The organism is Winogradskyella psychrotolerans (assembly GCF_018860565.1).
Lineage (GTDB): Bacteria > Bacteroidota > Bacteroidia > Flavobacteriales > Flavobacteriaceae > Winogradskyella > Winogradskyella damuponensis.
The window spans coordinates 265334-285286 of record NZ_JAHKPS010000028.1; the positions used below are offsets into that span (position 1 = coordinate 265334).

A 19953-nucleotide genomic window follows, 5' to 3' on the forward strand; every position below is an offset into this window, starting at 1 on the left:
TTAGCACTTATTTATAGGATAATTAATCAAAGAGGTACAAACGCTAACAATTTTGATTAATTTCAAACTAATTAAAAAAGAAAACGCTCAGAAAAACAAGTGTTTTACCTGAGCGTTTTGAAACTAAATAACCAACCAAATTTAGTTTCATTTCTATGATTTTATCTTTTTTTGAGGTCACTTAGACCACCTAAATTTAAATTCTATCATATAATTTAAGTTTCTATTTATATGCTTCTTGTGTTTTCTCTAGTATTCTCTACTTTCTTTGTTTTTTGCTTACGTTTTTTAAGTTCTTCAGACTGTTTAGCCCCTTTACCATCTTCTACATTTACATTTCTGTAATATTGTATATATCCTCTTCCTGTAAATTCATAAACAGTACCAGAACTCGAATGGTATAACGCAATCTTACTATCATTAATAACGCTGAGTTCAAAGAATTCATTGTCAAAGAAATCATAATCTAATGTTAATGTTTTTAAGTACATATTTCCTGACACATTACCTACACCATAACTCCCTATAAAATCCCAATAAATGTTATTAATATTGTAAGCGTTTACGTCTTGAGAACTTCTAAATGTATCGTCATTTCCACCAGATAAAAACTGAAGGTAGTTCTCATTATCAAAATCATTTAAAACTCCATAATTACTTGTGTATGTTTTTTCCCAAGCTGTATATTCTTGTAAGAAATAATGAATGTTGTCATAAAACACATAGTCATAATCAAAGTTAGCACGCTGGTAACCATTTAAGAAATACGACGTATCATTAAATGGGTTGTATAATTCAATCGTATTATAATCTACTTGATAAACGTCAAAACTATCATACCCATCAATAATATGGTAAACGTCTAAAACCCTATCGTAAGCATCATAACTTCCTATTTCAACACCATAACCATTTCCTTGGCTTCCTATACCAACTAAATTATTGTTTGCATACATACGACCATTATTAAACGACACTGTAAATGCAATTTGTAAAAATGGTGTTTCGCCATAACCTTGTGTTGCATTAATATCTACATACCACAAATCATAAGAACTTAATAATTGATTTAGTGACACTGGTGGCTCATCTATATAATGCGTTTCCTCTACATAACACGATGTAAATAATGTTGCAACAAATGCAAATCCGAAAAGTAGTTTTATAGTCTTCATAATCTAACGGTTTTAAGGTTATTAATTGTAGCGTTTCAAAACACGTGCCAAAAAAATATTATGACGCTATTTAAAACCATACAAAAAGCATATTTGTTCTGGTTATTTTCACTTCTTCAAGGTCTTAAAACAAGGAAGCGTTAACATGGTTTTAGCTCGAATAATTCTATAAATTTTCCGTAACTTTGGTATACTAAACTGATTTAACCTCTATGAGTGATACAACAAAATATGCTGTTTTTGGTGCCGGAAGTTGGGCAACTGCTATTGTAAAAATGCTTTGCGAAAATTTAGATGAAATAGGTTGGTATATGCGAAGTATTTACGCTAAAGAACACATTTTAAAAGAACAACACAATCCTAGTTATTTAAGTTCGGTTGAGTTTAAAACTGAGCAATTAAAACTAAGCAACGATATTAACGAAATAGCAGAATGGGCCGATGTTCTTATCTTCGTGATTCCTTCTGCTTTTATTCATGCCGAATTAGAGAAACTAACGGTAGATATCAGTAAAAAAACGATTGTTTCTGCTGTAAAAGGTATTATGCCAGAAACAGGAAAACTTGTTGGTGAACAATTTCATGATGCTTATAATATTCCGTTTGAAAATATTGCTGTTATTGCTGGTCCTTGTCATGCAGAGGAAGTAGCATTAGAGCGTTTATCTTACTTAACAATTGCTTGTGACGACTCTAAAAAAGCACAAGCTATTGCCGATAATTTATCAAGCGATTATATTAAAACAAAAATTAGTGATGATATCATTGGAATTGAATATGCAGTAATGTTAAAAAACATCTACGCTATTGCTGCCGGAATTGCACATGGACTAGGTTATGGCGATAATTTCCAAAGTGTACTAATGAGTAATTCTATTCGCGAAATGAAACGCTTCATTAAAAAGATGCACAAGATGAAACGCAACATTAATAACTCGGCTTATCTAGGCGATTTATTAGTAACGGGATATTCTATTTTTTCTCGAAACCGTATGTTTGGCAATATGATTGGTAAAGGCTACACTGTAAAATCTGCTCAAATGGAAATGAACATGGTTGCAGAAGGTTATTACGCCACAAAAAGTGCATTTGATTTAAATAAAAAGAATAAGAAAAAAACACAACTCCCTATTATAAATGCCGTTTACGACATTCTATATGAAGGAAAAGATGCTAAAAAGGTATTTAAGAAATTAACGGACAAGTTAGATTAGTTGGAATTTTAGCTATGTTTCTTACTTAACTAAAACACCACGCAATTGCATTAAAGGCAAGGTTTGCAATGCCTTTTCATTTATAGTATTTTTTCTAAAAACATAGGTTTTATCAAACATTTTATTGCCTTCAAAAAAGGTGACCTTAAACGTATTGTTTAGCTCTAAAACCTTCTCTTGCAGAAACTCAATCTTGGCGTAACTACGTGCTGGTAATTTAGCAATAGTATGACGCATCGGTGGAGTTATTTTTGTTTCAGATTTCCCTTGAGAAACAATAAGAACGGTTTCTAAATCGGTATCACTATTGTTTATGATGTAAGCGTTCCAGTCTAAGGTTTTATATTCTAAGTGTTTTTCTTGCACAACAGCAACGTGCACATTTTTTACTTCAGGAATGTCTATGTCTTTTTTCATACTGCAAAAGTAAATATTCTACTCAAAATAAGAATTAGAATACGCACTACTTATAATTCCTTTTAAATTATAAATCACAAGATGCTTAAAAAGTTCTTCTTCTGTATAAGATTTAAATAAATTACCCTCTTTAAATAATAGATAATCTACTCTATAAAAATAGAGTTTTACCACCAAAGCTACATTAACGTCCTGTCTAATAGCACCGGCTTTTTTAGCCTTAATCAGTAAGTCTGATATAATATCCTTACTTAACTCTTCAATAAAATCCTGATATAACTTATTGGCTTTAGGGTAGTATTTCTCAATACCAAAAAGAAAAGAAGGCTTGAAGTATTTTAAATACTCAAACCCTCTTTTGTAAATAAGTATAACGCTTAAAATTGGATCTGTACTATTGCTATTAATCAATCTATTTATATCGCCTTTATACTCATTTAGTAAACTTTCTACTCCACTTGTAACTAAATCTTCTTTGTTTTTAAAAAACGTATAGATGGTTTTCTTAGAGATGCCAAGCTCTTTTGCCAAATCATCTAAGGTAACATGTTTGCTACCAAATTGAGTAAATTTGGCTATGGCACATTGTAACAAGTCGTCTTTAGTAATCATTATATGTTATTTCCAACCTCCACCAAGAGCTTCATACAAATCAACAATAGCAACAAATTGCTGCAATTTGCTATCTATAATATTAAGTTCTGCACTTAATGCGCTTTCTCTTGCTGTTAATAAATCTAAATAATTGGCGTAACCGTTTTTAAGTAATTCTTCAGAGTTGGCTTCAGCAGTACGTAGTGCTTCCACTTCATTTTTTCTAAATTCGAACTTTTTAGTTTCGGCTTCGTAAGAATACAAGGCATTAGACACTTCATTTCCTGCCACTAATAAAGTCTTTTTAAACTGCAGTAAAGCTTGTTCTTGTTGTGCAATTGCGACTTCTTTTTGCGTTTTTAGTTTCCTCTGGTTAAAAATTGGTTGTGTTAATCCGCCAACTACAGTTGCAAACAACGAATTGGCATTTAATAATTTATCTAACTCTAAACTTTGAAATCCACCTGAAGCCGTTAACGTTAAAGATGGGTAAAAGTTACTATTAGCCACGTTGGTAAGTTCAAAGGACTGAATTAAACCATACTCCGCTGCCATAACATCTGGTCTGTTACTTAATAAAGTAGCTGGTACTCCGAGTACAATATCTTGCTCAATATTTTGAGAATCTAAGCGACTTCTTTCAAAATGCTGTGCTGGTTTGCCTAATAAAATACTTAAAGTGTTTTCCGTTTTAAAAATTGCAGTTTCAATATCTACTTGTAGTGCTCTAGCACTGTTGTATTGTGCAATATTTTGGTCTACAGCAACTTGAGTTACTTGTCCGGCATCTTTTAAAGCCTTTATGGTTTTTACACCACTTTCTCTCGTGGCTATAGTCTGTTTCGTTATTTCTAACTGTGCATCTAAAGCTAATAAGTTATAATATGTGCTTGCAATGCTAGATACCAACTGTGTTTTAATTAACTGATGGCCTGCAACACTTTGCAAATAGCCTGCTTGTGTGGCACGTTTATTACTTCTTATTTTCCCCCAAATATCGGCTTCCCAAGATAGGTTTGCAGTAATATCATAAGTATCTATACCTCCACTAAACAACGATCCAAATTGACTATTTTCTGATAGTTCTTGGTGCGTTGCATTAGCGCCAATACTCGCAGAAGGCAAATAACCTGCTTTACCTTGTTTGGCATAGGCTTCTGCAGCTAGCATTTGCTGCAGTGCGATACGAACATCCATATTGTTTTGCAGGCCCTCTTCAATATAATTTTGAAGGTATTGATCTGTAAATAACGTTTTCCAAGATACATCTGCCATAGACACGCTGTCCGTTGGTAAATTATCTGTTCTATATAGCGCTTCAGTTTCAGATTGTATATCTGGTCTTACGTAATCTTGTGCCACAAAACAACTTTGTAATGTGAAGCCAACAACTAGTAACAACGCTCCTTTGCTAAAATTTCTATGTTTTATAATTGATTTCATTATTCTTAGTTTTCAATTGTTTGTACTGCTGGTTTACTTGAAACTTTTTCTTGTAACCACTGAAATAAAATAAAAAGAATAGGAATAACGAAGACTCCTAAAATAGTTCCAATAAGCATACCTCCTGCAGCCCCTGTACCAATTGAGTTGTTTCCTTCTGCACCTACTCCATTCGCCAACACAAGAGGCATAAGTCCTAAAATAAAGGCAAAAGAAGTCATAAGAATAGGACGTAAACGTGCTTCCGCACCATGGATGGCAGCCTCTACAATACTTTCTCCTTGTTTACGGCGTTGCAGTGCAAATTCTACAATAAGAATCGCATTTTTAGCCAATAAACCGATAAGCATAATAAGGGCTATTTGGAAATAAATGTTGTTTTCTAAACCGAAGAATTTCGTACTTATATAGGCACCAAATACACCAAACGGCAAGGATAATACCACGGCAAATGGCAATAAGTAACTTTCGTATTGTGCACTTAATAAAAAATACACAAATAGAATACTTAATATAAAGATAAAGGTGGTTTGGTTACCTGCATTGACCTCTTCACGTGTTAAACCAGAATAAGCCACTGTATAATTACTTGGTAATTTTGCCACTTCTTCTTCAATAACTCTAATCGCATCTCCTGTACTATAACCTTCGTTTGTAGCTCCTGTTATACTTGTAGAGTTTAGTAAGTTAAAACGTGTTACCGATTGCGGACCATATACACGTTTTAAGGTAACAAACTGAGTAATAGGAGTCATTTCGCCACTATCTGTTCTTACATACATGCTATTTAATGCACTTTCATCTGCTCTGTCTTCTGGTAATGCTTGAATATAAACTCTAAATTGTTTTCCGAATCTCGAAAAATCTGAGGCATAAATTCCACCGATATAGCCTTGTAATGTTGAAAAAATACTAGTAACCGAAACTCCCTTTTCTTTAGCTAAAGGTACATTAACTTCCATTTCGTATTGTGGATAATTAGTACTAAAAGAAGACGTTGCGTACTTAATTTCTGGATGACTCATTAAAGCCATAGAAAAATCTTTATTCACTTTGTCCAAATCTGTGAATTCTCCACCATACTTGTCTAACAAATTAATTTCGAAACCTGAAGCATTACCAAAACCACGAATACTTGGTGGTGAAAAGAATATGATATTAGCTTCGGGGATAGTCGCTGCAATTCCAAATAATTTTCCTGTAATGGCTTGTGCGGAAAGTGAAGGGTCTTCACGGTCTGCCCAATCTTCTAATTTAATAATACCAAAACCATAGTTACTACCAGAACCAGAAATTAAACTTCTTCCTTTTATAAAGTTAACACCAACAATACCATCTATCCCTTCAATTTTACTGTATAACGTTTTAGCAACTTCATTGGTTCTATCTAAAGACGCTCCTGGAGGTAATTCAATATTTGCAAAAATAATTCCTCTATCTTCATTAGGCACAAAACCTGTTGGAGTAGTTGTCGATGCCCAATAAATACCAACTCCGGCAATAATTAATAATAATACCGAAACAAATTTTCTTTTGTATAAAAACTGAAGTGATCTTCCATAACGCTCTACAGTAGCATTAAATCCACGATTGAATAAGGTATAAAAACGTTTTAACGGACTTTTCCCTTTTAATTCTTCATCGTCTTTATGCTCTTTTAATAATAAAGCACATAAAGCAGGACTTAAAGTTAAGGCATTAACGGCAGAAATAAGAATGGCAATAATTAAGGTCACACCAAACTGCTCGTAAAAAACTCCGGTTGGACCTGTAACAAACGTTACTGGTATAAATACGGCTGCCATAACTAAAGTAATGGAGATAATAGCTCCAGAAATTTCATTCATCGCTGTTAATGTTGCTTTTTTCGGGTTGTGCTCCCCTTCGTCCATTTTAGCATGTACGGCCTCAACAACCACAATGGCATCATCCACCACAATTCCGATAGCGAGTACTAATGCAAATAATGTTAAAAGGTTGATAGAGTATCCAAAAACATTCAAGAAAAAGAAGGTACCAATAATAGATACAGGTACTGCAATCGCCGGAATTAAAGTAGAACGAAAATCTTGCAAGAAGATGAATACGACTAAGAATACCAGTAAAAAGGCTTCTAATAGTGTACTAACCACTTTCTCGATAGAAGCATTTAAAAATAAACTTGTATCGTATGGCACAAATATATCGAGACCTTCAGGAAGATCGGCTTTTACATCCTCTAGAGTAGTTTTAATGTTTTCAATAATTTCTTGCGCATTTGAACCTTTGGTTTGAAAAATCCCCATAAACACTGCTGGATTTCCTAAACTCATAGCGTTAGAAGCATAAGATTGTGCATCTAACTCAATAGTTGCTATATCTTTAAGACGCAAAAATTCGCCATTTCCTAAAGCTTTGATAACGATATCGCTGTATTGCGCTTCATCTTTAAAACGACCGCTATAGGTTAAGGTATATGAAAATGATTCCCCATTATTTTCACCTAAAGACCCTGCGGCTGCTTCTAAATTTTGTTCGGCTAATGCAGCAGAAACATCTGACGGTATTAAGTTATAAGCGGCTAATTTTTGTGGATTTAACCAAATACGCATGGCGTAATCTTGTTGAGAAAACACACTTACATCACCCACACCACTGATACGTTGCATAGCAGGAATGACATTAATTTTTAAGTAATTCTGAATAAACGTAGCGTCATAATTTTCACTTTCAGAATACATGGCAATAAACATTAACGCACTCGTCTCTTGCTTTTGTGTTACAACACCTGTTTGAGTAACTTCCGCAGGTAATAATGGAGCAGCTCTAGCCACACGGTTCTGAACGTTTACGGCTGCAATATCAGCATCCATTTCTTGATCAAAATAGACCGTAATTTCTGCGGTTCCGGTGTTAGAAGCAGTAGACGTTATGTACGTCATCCCTTCCACTCCATTTATTTGTTCTTCAATAGGAACAATAACACTTTCTAAAACGGTTTCGGCGTTTGCACCTGTATAATTGGCTGTTACCTTAATTGTAGGTGGTGCAATATCTGGATATTCCTCTATGGGTAAGCTAGTAATACTAATCACTCCTAGCAAAACTATGATAATAGAGATTACTGTTGAAAGCACAGGTCTTTCAATAAATGTTTTTAACATGACTATTAAATTTGTAGGTTAATTAGTTTTTAAATAACGTTGGCACTTGCTTAATGGCTTCTTCAAAAGGTATTTCTTGAGGAGATATTGCCATACCATTTCTTAGTTTACCAATACCAGACACAATAATTTTATCTTTTGAATCTATACCAGACTCTACAACATATAAGTTATCTACGGTGCCTTTAACATTTAAAATTGAAGTTTCAACTTTATTTTCTGCTCCAAGTTTAAAAATCATCACATTACCTTGTTGTTCAAACGTGGCAGATTGTGGTACAACAATAGCGTCTTTGTATTCTATTGGAAATCTTATTTTACCACTATTTCCGTTGGTTAAAATTTCATTTGGATTATCAAATGCTGCTCTAATTTGAATGGTACCTGTATTTTGGTTAATCTGACCAGTACTGGTTTGAATACGTCCTTTTTCAGAATATGCTTTACCATTAGCCAAGATTAACGTTAAGTCTGGTGCATTTTTAATACGTTCTGCTTTTGTTTTCCCTTCCGAGCGTTGTAAATGATCAATATATTGTGCTTCATTAAAACTAAAAAAAGCGTAAACTTCATCTATTTGGCTCACCGTAGTTAATGGTGTTGCATCACTTGGGCTAATTAAAGCTCCTTCTCTAAAATTAATAGCTCCTACAAAACCATCGATTGGGCTTTTAATAGTTGCATACCCAATATTAGCTGTAACACTACTATAATTTGCCTTTGCTTGAGCTAAATTTGCTTTTGCTGTTTCTAATTGTACAGGACTAATAATGTTTTTTTCAACCAAAGGAATCAGTTTATTTACCTCAACTTGTGCTACATTAACTTGTGCTTTTGCCGCATCAGCATCTTGACTTAAAGATTGTGTTTCTAATCTAAATAGCACTTGGCCTTTACGTACTTTTTCTCCTTCATCTACATATACTTTTTCTATATATCCAGAAGTTTTTGCTCTAACATCACTATTTACTTTACCTTCTATAGTGGCTGGATAATCGGTATAACCGGTTACCGTTTTAGGTTGTAACTGTGTCACCGGAAAAGGTGCAGGTGGAGCTGCAGCTGCTCCAGACTGTGTATTCTCTTTATTACCACAGCTCACCACAATTAGAAATACACTAACGATGGTTAATATTGATACGATTTTATTTGTTTTCATTATTTTAAAGGTTGAATTTATTTTTAATTAGGTTTTCTTTAAGTTCTTTCATTGATGCCGAAGCATTTGCAATAAATTTGAGGTAATTAATATGAAATGTTAGATCAAATTTCTCATCTTCATCGGTTACATTCTCATTGATAGCTTCTTTGTACGCTTTCATTTCAAGATGAAGCGCCTTAACCGATTCCCATTCTTCAATCATAGTATCAATGTGGTTTAATACTGAATCTTTATTAACTACAAAATACTTTTTACGGTCACCTGTTTTAGTGAAGTATTCTATTTTTTTTAAATCTTGTAAATGGTTTAAATGCGTAGAAATTGTGCTTTTACTTGCGCATAACACTTCAACCATCTCATCGAAAGTTGTACCTCGTCTGCCTGTTAAAATTACGTAAGCCATGATGCGTGCTGCAACAGGTGCTATATTATTTTTACTTTCTAAATGGACACCTAGCTTTTCTACAAGCGCCATTTTTTTACTGCATACCTCTTTCGTCATTATTACTTATTTTAATAATTACTTGGCAAAAATATAGTATAGTTCGGAACAAACCGAACTAATCGAAGTTAAATTGTTGTTAAATAAAAAAAGCCGACTGCTAACAGTCGGCTTCTTATTATATTGTAGTAAAATCTATAGAGCAGATTTAAACTGCTCTAAGAAACGCACATCGTTTTCACTTAATAATCTAATATCACTAATTTGATTCAATAACATTGCTATTCTGTCTATTCCCATTCCGAAGGCAAAACCAGAATATTCTTTAGAATCAATACCACAATTTTCCAACACGTTAGGGTCAACCATACCACAACCCATAATTTCTAACCAACCTGTTCCTTTGGTAATTTTATAATCGGTTTCGGTTTCTAAGCCCCAATACACATCAACTTCAGCACTTGGCTCTGTAAAAGGGAAGTAAGAAGGACGTAATCTAATCTTTGATTTCCCGAACATTTCTGTAGTGAAATATTGAAGGGTTTGTTTTAAGTCTGCAAAACTTACATCTTTATCAATATATAAACCTTCTACCTGATGGAAAAAACAATGTGAACGTGCCGAAATCGCTTCATTTCTATAAACTCTACCAGGTGAAATAGTACGAATTGGTGGTTGATTATTTTCCATATAACGTACTTGTACAGAACTGGTATGTGTACGTAATAAAATATCTGGATCTGTTTGAATAAAAAACGTATCCTGCATATCTCTTGCCGGATGATATTCTGGTAAATTTAATGCTGTAAAATTATGCCAATCGTCTTCAATTTCAGGGCCTTCACTAACGTTAAAACCTATACGCGAAAAGATATCAATAATTTCATTTTTAACAATAGAAATAGGATGACGCGCACCAATAGCAATTGGTTCACCTGGTCTTGACAAATCTCCATAAATACCTTTGTCCTCTTCTTGACTTTCTAAAGCTTCTTTTAGGTTATTTACTTTGGCTTCAGCTGTATTTTTAAGCTCATTTATTATTTGGCCAAATTCTCTTTTTTGGTCATTCGCCACATTTTTTAATTCGCCATAAAATGCCTTTAAGTGTCCTTTTGAGCCTAAATATTTAATTCTAAAAGCTTCAACTTCTTCTTTAGATTGCGCTTTAAAAGCTTCTGCTTCTGCTATAAGTTCTTTTATCTTGTCTATCATGGTTTCTAAAAAGTAGGTGGCAAATTTAATGATTTTATCAACAAAAAACGCCTTCAAATTGAAGGCGTTTTTAAGTATTTAAAAAAAAACAAATTATTGTCTTATAAAAACATCTTTGTAAACGACACCTCCATCAGTTTCTTCAAAGTACATAGTATTACCCTCAAAACCAATTTCTTGAACATAAGCACCTCCATCTTCGTCTGTTGTAGAATATAGACCTGCGCCTAAGTTATCCCATGTACCACTAGAAACGTAATCTAACTCACACCCACTTCCATAATCTTCATAAATAGTAGTTGTATAGGTTTCATTAGACGAAACAACTATAGTTGTTAGCTCATCACAGTCTTCTACAGAAAGTTCAACTCCATCTTCATAATATTTGTAATATTTCCAAGTTCCAACGAAAGGGTCTTGAGAACCTCCATCATCATCACTACTACAAGACGTAAATACTAGTACAAAAACACTTAAAAGTAAAATTATTTTTTTCATTTTTAGATTTTCATGTTAGCTGTCAAAATTATCATAAAAAATTATTCAATATAATTTAACTCTAGAAAGTAATTCACAATCGCTTCTTTCATCAATATACTTTGCTCACCGGCTTTTAAATGAGGTAACTGTGCTAATACCTTGTAATGAGGCCAACCATCGTCATCTACATAATCGAATTCATAAAAACCATAAGGTTCTAAAACCTTACAAATAGCGATATGCATTAAATCGAGTTTTTGGTTTTTTTTATACTCGCGATGTAGTTGTCCTAATTCTTGTACGCCAATGAGGTATATAATAGCATCAAGATCTAAAATATCTCCATCAGCAAATTGATTTGATAGTTTTTCTACTAACAAATCCCATCGTTCCTTTAATTGTTCGTCTCTTGCCATGATCACTTCCCATAAAAAAGGGAATCTTATTAATTATTAAAATTCTTTTTTTATTTAAAAATTTCGAATTCCTATTTCGAGTTCAAATTCTTTAAGTTTTCAAAGTTAAGAAACTAAAGCATCTTCATTTGCGTTATTATATTAAAATGGCAAAATTCATGTACTTTTGTTTAAACCGCTAGTTGTATGAGTATTATTGATATTATTTTGGCTGCCCTTTTACTATTTGGATTTGTACGTGGCTTATTTAAAGGTCTTTTTGTAGAAGTCGCCTCTTTAGTTGCTCTAGTTTTGGGTGTTTATGGCGCCATTCACTTTAGCTATTTTGCTTCTGGTTTTTTAGAAGCTAAGGTAGATTGGAATGAAAAAACCATTAACATTGTAGCCTTTGCTATTACTTTTGTTGTAATTGTCTTAGCAATAGGATTAGCAGGAAAAGCATTAACAAAACTGGCAGATTTTGCCGCTTTAGGTATTATTAATAAATTGGCAGGAGCCGTTTTTGGTGCACTTAAAATTGGATTAATCCTTAGTGTACTCTTGGGTGTCTTTCATAAAATGAATAATACATTGCCGTTTATGGAAAAAGAAGATTTAGAAAAAAGTATGCTTTACGAACCTGTAAAATCGTTAGCACCCATGATTTTTCCAACTATTATTAAAAGCGAATCAGAAGAAAACACTGAAGAAGACGCGTAAAAAAACACGCTTTCAAGTGGCTTTATTGTATTAATCTAAATGATAGATTTCCATAATATCCTTGAGATACTTTTCAAAGTCTATTTTTAAATCGATGAGTTTTCCTGTATGCACATCAAACACCCATCCGTGAACTTTTAAACCTCTATCTCTATAGGCTTTTTGTACGGCAGCTGTTTTAATTAAATTAACACATTGTTCTTGTACATTAAGTTCTACTAAACGATCGTACTTTTTATCTTCATTTACTATAGCGTTTAGTTCTTTACGATGCATTCTATATACATCTCTAATATTTCTTAACCAACCGTTTAATACACCTAAATCCGCTGATAGCATGGCGGCTTTAACACCACCACAGGCATAATGACCGCAAACCACCACATGGTTCACTTTTAATTGCGTTACCGCATAATTAACCACAGACATCGCATTGGCATCGGTACCCACCACCATATTTGCAATATTTCTATGTACAAAGACTTCGCCAGGACCTAGACCCATGAGATCTTCTGCCGTAACTCTACTGTCCGAACATCCTATGTATAATAATTCAGGACTTTGTCCTTCTCCTAATGTCTCAAAATATTTAGGATCAACGGCCAATTTGGCTTTTATCCAATCACTGTTATTTTTAAATACATTCTCTAAATCCATAGTGTTCTAATGTACATCTTTCACATGAGATTTAATCCATTGCAGGCACATTTTAAAATCTTTGAAAATATGTTCATTTGGAATAAATTCTGGAATGATACCTATGCGCTCCATCATGTAACGTGGTTGTTTAAGCAAACCTACAAACAAGACTCTTACATCTTTCTTTTTTAAATCTTGAAGCATATCTTCCATAGCATACAGACCTGATTGATCCATATATTGCATACGACCTAACCTTAAAATCACGGTTTTTGCCGTATCGGGAATTTGCTCAGTTAATGCCTGAAAATCACTTGTAGATCCAAAGAATAAAGGACCTTTAAGATGCTTAATAAAAACTTCTTCTTTTAATGCTGAAGGGAAATTACCTTCGTCATCCCAAGCTTCTTCTTTTAATGATTTAACATCGCTGCGTTCTGCTGTTAGATCTCCTATTTTTTTCATAAACATAAGCGATGCGATAACCAAACCAATACCTACAGCATAAATTAAATCCCAAAATGTAGATAAAAGTAATACGACCAGCATAATTAAGACTTCAGAACTTAATCTTACAGGTCCAAATTTGATATCTCTTGGTAAACTTGGTATCGCTTTAAGACCTCTATAATCCATAACACCAATGCCTACTGTTATTAATATTCCGGCTAAAACGGCAGCAGGAATTTTTGATGCCACATCACTCAATGCCAACATTATTAATAATAACATTATACCTGCAATCATACCAGATAACTTGGTTTTTCCTCCGGCATTAATATTAACGACCGTTCTAATGGTTGCTCCTGCTCCTGGAATGCCTCCAAATATAGCCGCAATACTATTACCAATACCCTGACCAACTAATTCTTTATTAGGTTTGTGTTTGGTTTTGGTCATATTATCAGCAACGACACTAGTTAATAGAGAATCTATGGCTCCTAATAAGGATAAAGTAAGCGCTGTAAAAATGTACGGAGTAATGCTCCCTAAACTAAAATTAGTGAACATTTCTAATCTAGGAATAGGAATGCCACCTGGGATTTCTGAGATAGGACGATAACCTAAATTAAATCCATAGGCAATTCCCGAGACCACAACTAAAGCTACCAAAGTACTTGGAATCGCGGTGGTAATACGTTTAAAACCATAGATTATAATAATTGTTCCTAAAGCTAGCATAAGTTCTAACCAATTAATGTGCTTTAATGCTCTAGGTAATACTTTAATAGCTCCTACGGTACCAGATGCTTCTTTAGCCGCTAATGTTTGTGATTCATTTAAAATTTGTTCTGGTGTAATCTGCTGTGCACGGTCAATAGTTTCTTTAAAATTTTCAAGTACTAAAATGCCTTCACCAGCTTCTTCTTTTAAAATATTTTCTAGTATAACCTCTTCAGCTTGCGGCTTAAATTGTGCTACAAACTCTGCATCTTCTTTTGGGTAGTACCCAATTGAAGGTAATATTTGGGTCAATAAAATAATGACTCCGATGGCCGTCATAAATCCAGAAACTACAGGATAAGGAATGTATCTTATATATTTTCCCAAGCCTAAAAACCCCAGTCCAATTTGTATAAGACCTGCTAGAAGAAACACCGTTAATATTGCTGGTAAGGCTTTTTCTACACTACCATCATTGGCTGCCACAATACCAGCAATAATGACCATGCTCACAGCTGTCATTGGTGCTGTTGGACCCGAAATTTGAGTTGCAGTACCGCCAAAAAGAGCAGCAAAGAAACTTATAAATATGGCTCCATATAAACCTGCTTCTGGACCTAAACCTGAAGACACTCCAAATGCTAAAGCCAATGGCAAAGCAACAATTCCTGCAGTAATGCCACCAAATGCATCACCTTTAATATTTGAAAATAATTTCTTCATAGTTCGATAATTATTGGATTAAAATAGTCTAATTTTTACTTAAACCGAAACCCTTTCACAAAGTTTTGTTAGAAATTAACAAAAGCAATAATATTTATTTGATCCCTTCCTGAGGTTTCAAAAAACTGATTCATATATCCTAGCTCTAGTCTTAAATTATCCGAAAATGTATAACCAATACCACCAAATACGCGGTTTCTATCAAAAACAGAAGACTCAGTATTTAAAAAGATTTCATTATACAAGGATACGTATAAAGGGTTCTTAGCTTCTTCTTTATATTGAAGTGGTATTTTTACACCTAAGAAATATCTAAAACGCATTTTAAAATCATCTTCAACAAATCGCTGCTCAAATCTATAGCGATGACTTAAACCCACTTTACCAACCTTTTGTTTCGTTGTAAATTGCTGAAAAATTCGATGCTCATTTACAGCGGTTTTATCATCAGTATCATCTATGTAATTTTCTGACAAGATATAACCGTATCCTAATAAAATATTATCATTATTATCAGATAAATTATAGCCAACACCAGTTCTAAGTAGTAATTGCTCTAAATCACCAACGGCATTATAATTTCTATACTGCACTTCATTATGAATATTCCATTTAGAATTTAGCTTTTTGTTACCTATGTATATTAACCAATTTCCTAAATTACTATCTTGACTCATAGCAAAAAAAGGCAACACTAATGCGATGATTAGTGTTGCTATTTTACTCGTCTTTTTTAATTTAAATCGACTCATTTATATGTAAGTTATTTTTAGTAAAACTCTACTGCACCAGTATTAATATTATACATAGCACCAACAATTTTTATTTCACCTTTCTTTTCCATTTCTGTTAATATTGGACTCTCTGCATGAATTCTATCTATTGTTAATTCAACGTTTTTCTTAGAAACCTCATCAACAAAATCTAAATTTTTAGAGGTACGTAAATCTTCATCTTTAGGCTCTGTAACGGCATTTACTGCAGGTGTAATTTTTTCTATCAACTTTGTTAAATTACCCATTTCTGCATGATCACAAGCTCCTTTTACAGCACCACAACTGGTATGTCCAAGTACTACAATAAGTTTTGTTCCTGCTAATTTACATGCAAATTCCATGCTTCCTAAAATATCTTCGTTGACAAAATTACCTGCAATACGCACACTAAAGATATCACCTAAACCTTGATCAAAAACCAATTCTGCTGACACTCTAGAATCAATACAACTTAAAATCGTTGCAAACGGAAATTGTCCCTCACTAGTATCGTTTACTTGCTCTAATAAGTTACGATTAGCTTTTAAATTATCTTGAAATCTTTTATTACCTTCTTTTAAATATTGCAATGACTTTTCTGGTGTCATTGTAGCTTGTGTTTCTTTTGTATGTGCTTTCATCGTATATGTTTTTATATGTTTATTAAAATTTGTGTTTGATTATGCTTCTGAAACTAATACCGAAACATTGATCTTATTGACTACCTCATGTAAAGGCATTTCTTGTGTGCTTTTCTTTTGTTTTTCATTTCTATCTACACACAATAAGTTAATATTACTTTTTAAAAGATAAGAAGATAGTGTGGTTAAAGTATTATCATTCTGCTCAAATTTATACTCAATCACTTTGTCTTCCATAACATCTAAAGCTTCTGCTTCTTCGTTTTGGCTACTTATAATTTTGAAAGATTTTAAAGGAGTTGCTGTATGTGTCATTAACGCTTTTGACAGACCTGTATTAAAAATTTTACGAGAACTATTTAACATTGCTAATGTCATTTTTTTGTCTGGTTCTAAGGCATTTTCATTTGAAGCAATCATCACAATTCCTTTAAACTTTTTTAGAATAAAACGGGTAACGCTATCTCCAAATAACTTAAATGATGAGGCATCTCGTTGTCCTAAAACAATAACATCTGGATTATAAAGTTCGATTTGTTTCTGTATTTCTTCCTTTATTTTTCCAAAAGCATAATTACCACTAATATTTAAACCATAGGTATGTGAAACCGTTTCAACTAAGTTATCTATTTGTTTTTTAGTATTGTTATGTTCTTCATTTAGACTTCTCATAGCAGAGAATTGATTCTCTCGCTTTACAATATCTATATGCTTTTTAACATGAAACAATTTTACTTCTCCATCAATCATTTTGGCCAAGCCAACGCTACTTTTCAATAATGTACTTTCCGACTTCTTTAGGTCGGAAAGTACTAAGATTTTATATCTATTATTTTTCATAGCGTTCTAACTTAAACTTAAACTAGATTTAGGTCTCAGTTGAAAAAACTCAATAAAACTTGGTGGATTTTCAACAATTCCACGTTTTGAAATTAATTTGATATCTATATTTCTCTCTTTGGCTTTAAAGGCAAAATCTTCAAGAATTTCTATAATATCATAATCGAGATATCTTGTTTTGGTGACATCAAATTCTAAATAGGTGTCTCTTGGTAAACTATCTAATTCCTTTAAAATCGCACCTTTGTTAAAGAAAGTTACCTCTTCAGCAAGTGCCATCTTAATTTTATGTTTTCCATTACTGTGATCTTCAATATGCAAGAAATGAGAGTTTTGGTAGCTTTTTAATAAAATAACAATAATACCAACGACCAAACCTAAACCAATACCTACTAATAGATCTGTAAATACGATTCCAAAAACCGTAACAAAGAAAGGCACAGATTGTTTCCATCCTAACTTATACATTTTCACAAACAATGCAGGTTTTGCTAATTTATAGCCTACTATTAATAAAATAGCTGCCAATACAGATAAAGGAATTTTATTTAATAAAGTTGGAATTAAAATAACCGAAATTAATAGTAAAAACCCATGTAAGATGGCAGATAATTTACTCTTTCCTCCAGATTGAATATTAGCAGAACTTCTTACAATTACTTGCGTTATTGGCAAACCACCGACCAAACCAGATAATATATTACCTGTACCTTGGGCTAATAACTCTCTATTTGTTGGTGTTACGTTTTTATCGGGATCTAATTTATCCGTTGCTTCTACACACAATAAGGTTTCTAAACTTGCTACGAGTGCAATGGTAAATGCTACAATCCAGACTTCAGGATTTGTAATTGCTGAAAAATTAGGAAAACTAAATTGCCCAATAAATGAATCAAAACTATCTGGAACAGGCACACTAACCAAATGTGAATTTGCAATAGCAAGGGTCTCATTAGATTGTGTAACGATATAAAAAACAATACCAACAACCACAGCGACTAATGGTCCTTGTATAATTTCAAAAAACTTACCTTTTTTAACTAAGACATTACTCCACAACAATAAAATACCTAAGGCAATAAAGCCAACGACCATTGAACCAAGTATAAGGTTATCGAAAATATTAAGTAAAGCAGAAAATGTATTTTCTCCAGAAGCCTCAACAAAACTATCAGCTCCTTCTGGTTCTGCATCATAACCAAAGAAATGAGGAATTTGCTTTAATATAATGATTATTCCAATACCTGTTAACATGCCTTTAATTACTGATGATGGAAAATAATACCCAATAATTCCGGCTTTTAAAACACCAAAAAGCAATTGAATTACTCCACCTAATACTACAGCAACTAAAAAGTTTTCATAACCACCTAAAGTTCCTATGGCAGTTAATACAATAGCAGCCAAACCTGCTGCAGGTCCACTAACTCCAATCTTAGAACCACTTAAGGCTCCAACTACAACTCCTCCAATAATTCCAGCAATTAAACCAGAGAAAAGAGGTGCTCCACTGGCTAAAGCAATACCTAAACATAAAGGTAATGCCACAAAAAATACAACGACACTTGCAGGCAAGTCGTTTTTTAATGTTTTAAACATTTGATATAATGATTTTATACTATTGAAGCGATTTCAATAGTGATTTTAATATTTTTTTTGGGGGACACATGACGTGTCAGGCGAAAAAATATTAAATAAAATCTGGTGGTGGAGAAATAAGGTTAAGGTGAGGTTTAGGATAGTTTTTAAATGTATATCCTATTAGATTAGTGCTTGTATAATCTTCAAACACACTATCAGAATCTTGATTTGTGCTTCCGAAAATCAATTTTGCGCCATGATTTTCTTCCTCTTCAGTAATACTATAGAAACAAGTTACATCAACAGAGTCGTCAAAAGATACAATTATAGTGGGTGCAGAAATAAGCGCCATTAATACAATGGTAAAAAATACAGCCGATCTATATTTATATTTTTGAAACATAAGCCGCAAATATAATAGCTTAGATTTTAACAGAGTGTTAAATAAGTTCTAAAAAAACTTCAATAACTTAATGTCATTTGATGGAATCCAGCCTGTAGAATTATCAGAAAGTTGAATTTTTTTCCAATCTTCATACGTTTCTAACACTTGTACTTTGGTGCCTTCATGTAGCCTAAACACTTCTTCACTTGAGGGGTTAGGATCTGTTTTCACTCTACTTTCTTGAGCAAATACAATGGCAGGATTGTCTTTTTTATCTAAACCTGCTTTCTGAAAAGCCATTGCTACAGAAAAGCAAGCAATACCTAAACTTATAATACTCGTTACAAAAGCAATTCTTTTCTTAGACGTCGTATAAGAAAAATGATAAGCTAAAAATATAACTACAAATAAAAGGACACCGCCAACGGTAATTTTTGCCCAAGTATCTGTTTTAAATGTATTCACAACATTATTTATAATTCTAGAAAACCCTACAACAGGCACATTATCAATGGCGTCAATTGTCATGTTTTGTGCAAAGGCTAAATTATTCTGTATGTCCTTATCATTTGGGTTTAATAATAATGCTTTTTCAAAATAATAAATGCTTGGAGCAATATTATTAAGTTTATAATTGGCATTGCCTAAATTAAAGTACAATGCTGCAGAATGCTGTTTTGAATCTAAAATAGATTCATACTTATCAATGGCTTCGGCATATTTACCATTATTATACAAGGCATTGGCTTCACTAAAACTTTGATCGTTTTGCGAAAAAACAATGGTATTAAAACAACATAAAAGTAAGATTATTAGAGCTCTCAT

20 protein-coding genes are annotated in these 19953 nt (G+C 33.1%); 2 read left to right on the plus strand and 18 right to left on the minus strand.

The features are described 5' to 3' along the window. Positions 1 to 227: 227 nt before the first annotated feature. Positions 228 to 1175 carry a nicotinic acid mononucleotide adenyltransferase gene (locus KO504_RS14925; protein WP_215928143.1) on the minus strand — a complete coding sequence of 316 codons (948 nt, stop codon included), beginning with the start codon at positions 1173 to 1175 and terminating at the stop codon, positions 228 to 230. Between the two features lie 212 nt (positions 1176 to 1387). Between KO504_RS14925 and KO504_RS14930 the strand changes: the two genes are divergently transcribed. Further along, complete coding sequence (locus KO504_RS14930; protein ID WP_215928144.1) at positions 1388 to 2389, plus strand: NAD(P)H-dependent glycerol-3-phosphate dehydrogenase; 1002 nt, start codon at positions 1388 to 1390, stop codon at positions 2387 to 2389. Between the two features lie 21 nt (positions 2390 to 2410). On the opposite strand, the gene KO504_RS14935 is transcribed toward KO504_RS14930, so the two are convergent. From KO504_RS14935 to KO504_RS14975, 9 genes are all read right to left on the minus strand, one after another. After that, positions 2411 to 2806: a hypothetical protein gene (locus KO504_RS14935; RefSeq protein ID WP_215928150.1), complete on the minus strand. Its 396-nt coding sequence runs from the start codon at positions 2804 to 2806 to the stop codon at positions 2411 to 2413. Positions 2807 to 2824: 18 nt separating this feature from the next. Beyond that, on the minus strand, positions 2825 to 3418 hold the full coding sequence (locus KO504_RS14940; protein ID WP_115838318.1) for a TetR/AcrR family transcriptional regulator: 594 nt from the start codon (positions 3416 to 3418) through the stop codon (positions 2825 to 2827). 6 nt (positions 3419 to 3424) lie between these two features. Next, a complete protein-coding gene (locus KO504_RS14945; RefSeq protein WP_215928151.1) occupies positions 3425 to 4843 on the minus strand; it encodes an efflux transporter outer membrane subunit in 1419 nt (472 codons plus the stop codon). Positions 4844 to 4848: 5 nt separating this feature from the next. After that, a complete protein-coding gene (locus KO504_RS14950; RefSeq protein ID WP_215928153.1) occupies positions 4849 to 7986 on the minus strand; it encodes an efflux RND transporter permease subunit in 3138 nt (1045 codons plus the stop codon). A gap of 22 nt (positions 7987 to 8008) precedes the next feature. Further along, positions 8009 to 9145 carry an efflux RND transporter periplasmic adaptor subunit gene (locus tag KO504_RS14955; RefSeq protein WP_215928155.1) on the minus strand — a complete coding sequence of 379 codons (1137 nt, stop codon included), beginning with the start codon at positions 9143 to 9145 and terminating at the stop codon, positions 8009 to 8011. A gap of 4 nt (positions 9146 to 9149) precedes the next feature. Further along, the gene (locus KO504_RS14960; protein WP_215928157.1) at positions 9150 to 9650 is read right to left on the minus strand and encodes a GbsR/MarR family transcriptional regulator; all 501 of its coding nucleotides are present in this window, start codon (positions 9648 to 9650) and stop codon (positions 9150 to 9152) included. A 135-nt stretch (positions 9651 to 9785) separates the two neighbouring features. Next, positions 9786 to 10805 (minus strand): phenylalanine--tRNA ligase subunit alpha, encoded by a 1020-nt coding sequence (gene pheS / locus KO504_RS14965; RefSeq protein ID WP_215928299.1) that lies wholly within the window; start codon positions 10803 to 10805, stop codon positions 9786 to 9788. Between the two features lie 93 nt (positions 10806 to 10898). Next, the gene (locus tag KO504_RS14970; protein ID WP_215928158.1) at positions 10899 to 11303 is read right to left on the minus strand and encodes a lipocalin family protein; all 405 of its coding nucleotides are present in this window, start codon (positions 11301 to 11303) and stop codon (positions 10899 to 10901) included. Positions 11304 to 11344: 41 nt separating this feature from the next. Next, positions 11345 to 11701, minus strand: coding sequence for a hypothetical protein (locus tag KO504_RS14975; protein ID WP_215928160.1), 357 nt, complete (start codon positions 11699 to 11701; stop codon positions 11345 to 11347). Between the two features lie 186 nt (positions 11702 to 11887). On the opposite strand from KO504_RS14975, the gene KO504_RS14980 reads away from it, so the two are divergent. After that, a complete protein-coding gene (locus KO504_RS14980) occupies positions 11888 to 12400 on the plus strand; it encodes a CvpA family protein (protein ID WP_215928162.1) in 513 nt (170 codons plus the stop codon). Between the two features lie 30 nt (positions 12401 to 12430). On the opposite strand, the gene KO504_RS14985 is transcribed toward KO504_RS14980, so the two are convergent. The 8 genes from KO504_RS14985 to KO504_RS15020 all read right to left on the minus strand — a co-directional run bounded on the left by KO504_RS14985 (position 12431) and on the right by KO504_RS15020 (position 19953). Continuing rightward, positions 12431 to 13057 (minus strand): carbonic anhydrase, encoded by a 627-nt coding sequence (locus tag KO504_RS14985; protein WP_215928164.1) that lies wholly within the window; start codon positions 13055 to 13057, stop codon positions 12431 to 12433. 6 nt (positions 13058 to 13063) lie between these two features. After that, the gene (locus KO504_RS14990) at positions 13064 to 14926 is read right to left on the minus strand and encodes a SulP family inorganic anion transporter (protein ID WP_215928166.1); all 1863 of its coding nucleotides are present in this window, start codon (positions 14924 to 14926) and stop codon (positions 13064 to 13066) included. Between the two features lie 68 nt (positions 14927 to 14994). Next, complete coding sequence (locus KO504_RS14995; RefSeq protein WP_092445514.1) at positions 14995 to 15678, minus strand: DUF2490 domain-containing protein; 684 nt, start codon at positions 15676 to 15678, stop codon at positions 14995 to 14997. Between the two features lie 17 nt (positions 15679 to 15695). After that, complete coding sequence (locus tag KO504_RS15000) at positions 15696 to 16322, minus strand: carbonic anhydrase family protein (RefSeq protein WP_215928168.1); 627 nt, start codon at positions 16320 to 16322, stop codon at positions 15696 to 15698. Between the two features lie 39 nt (positions 16323 to 16361). Further along, positions 16362 to 17162, minus strand: a complete 801-nt coding sequence (locus tag KO504_RS15005; RefSeq protein ID WP_215928170.1) for a universal stress protein — start codon at positions 17160 to 17162, stop codon at positions 16362 to 16364. 6 nt (positions 17163 to 17168) lie between these two features. Further along, positions 17169 to 18761, minus strand: a complete 1593-nt coding sequence (locus KO504_RS15010; protein WP_215928172.1) for a SulP family inorganic anion transporter — start codon at positions 18759 to 18761, stop codon at positions 17169 to 17171. Between the two features lie 91 nt (positions 18762 to 18852). Further along, positions 18853 to 19146, minus strand: a complete 294-nt coding sequence (locus KO504_RS15015; protein ID WP_215928174.1) for a hypothetical protein — start codon at positions 19144 to 19146, stop codon at positions 18853 to 18855. Between the two features lie 48 nt (positions 19147 to 19194). Then, positions 19195 to 19953, minus strand: a complete 759-nt coding sequence (locus KO504_RS15020) for a tetratricopeptide repeat protein (RefSeq protein WP_215928175.1) — start codon at positions 19951 to 19953, stop codon at positions 19195 to 19197.

Excerpts from the sequence above, each read along its gene's own strand:
- KO504_RS14925 (WP_215928143.1), bottom strand. The coding sequence starts at position 1,175 with ATGAAGACTATAAAACTACTTTTCGGATTTGCATTTGTTGCAACATTA.
- KO504_RS14930 (WP_215928144.1), top strand. The coding sequence starts at position 1,388 with ATGAGTGATACAACAAAATATGCTGTTTTTGGTGCCGGAAGTTGGGCA.
- KO504_RS14935 (WP_215928150.1), bottom strand. The coding sequence starts at position 2,806 with ATGAAAAAAGACATAGACATTCCTGAAGTAAAAAATGTGCACGTTGCT.
- KO504_RS14940 (WP_115838318.1), bottom strand. The coding sequence starts at position 3,418 with ATGATTACTAAAGACGACTTGTTACAATGTGCCATAGCCAAATTTACT.
- KO504_RS14945 (WP_215928151.1), bottom strand. The coding sequence starts at position 4,843 with ATGAAATCAATTATAAAACATAGAAATTTTAGCAAAGGAGCGTTGTTA.
- KO504_RS14950 (WP_215928153.1), bottom strand. The coding sequence starts at position 7,986 with ATGTTAAAAACATTTATTGAAAGACCTGTGCTTTCAACAGTAATCTCT.
- KO504_RS14955 (WP_215928155.1), bottom strand. The coding sequence starts at position 9,145 with ATGAAAACAAATAAAATCGTATCAATATTAACCATCGTTAGTGTATTT.
- KO504_RS14960 (WP_215928157.1), bottom strand. The coding sequence starts at position 9,650 with ATGACGAAAGAGGTATGCAGTAAAAAAATGGCGCTTGTAGAAAAGCTA.
- pheS (WP_215928299.1), bottom strand. The coding sequence starts at position 10,805 with ATGATAGACAAGATAAAAGAACTTATAGCAGAAGCAGAAGCTTTTAAA.
- KO504_RS14970 (WP_215928158.1), bottom strand. The coding sequence starts at position 11,303 with ATGAAAAAAATAATTTTACTTTTAAGTGTTTTTGTACTAGTATTTACG.
- KO504_RS14975 (WP_215928160.1), bottom strand. The coding sequence starts at position 11,701 with ATGGCAAGAGACGAACAATTAAAGGAACGATGGGATTTGTTAGTAGAA.
- KO504_RS14980 (WP_215928162.1), top strand. The coding sequence starts at position 11,888 with ATGAGTATTATTGATATTATTTTGGCTGCCCTTTTACTATTTGGATTT.
- KO504_RS14985 (WP_215928164.1), bottom strand. The coding sequence starts at position 13,057 with ATGGATTTAGAGAATGTATTTAAAAATAACAGTGATTGGATAAAAGCC.
- KO504_RS14990 (WP_215928166.1), bottom strand. The coding sequence starts at position 14,926 with ATGAAGAAATTATTTTCAAATATTAAAGGTGATGCATTTGGTGGCATT.
- KO504_RS14995 (WP_092445514.1), bottom strand. The coding sequence starts at position 15,678 with ATGAGTCGATTTAAATTAAAAAAGACGAGTAAAATAGCAACACTAATC.
- KO504_RS15000 (WP_215928168.1), bottom strand. The coding sequence starts at position 16,322 with ATGAAAGCACATACAAAAGAAACACAAGCTACAATGACACCAGAAAAG.
- KO504_RS15005 (WP_215928170.1), bottom strand. The coding sequence starts at position 17,162 with ATGAAAAATAATAGATATAAAATCTTAGTACTTTCCGACCTAAAGAAG.
- KO504_RS15010 (WP_215928172.1), bottom strand. The coding sequence starts at position 18,761 with ATGTTTAAAACATTAAAAAACGACTTGCCTGCAAGTGTCGTTGTATTT.
- KO504_RS15015 (WP_215928174.1), bottom strand. The coding sequence starts at position 19,146 with ATGTTTCAAAAATATAAATATAGATCGGCTGTATTTTTTACCATTGTA.
- KO504_RS15020 (WP_215928175.1), bottom strand. The coding sequence starts at position 19,953 with ATGAGAGCTCTAATAATCTTACTTTTATGTTGTTTTAATACCATTGTT.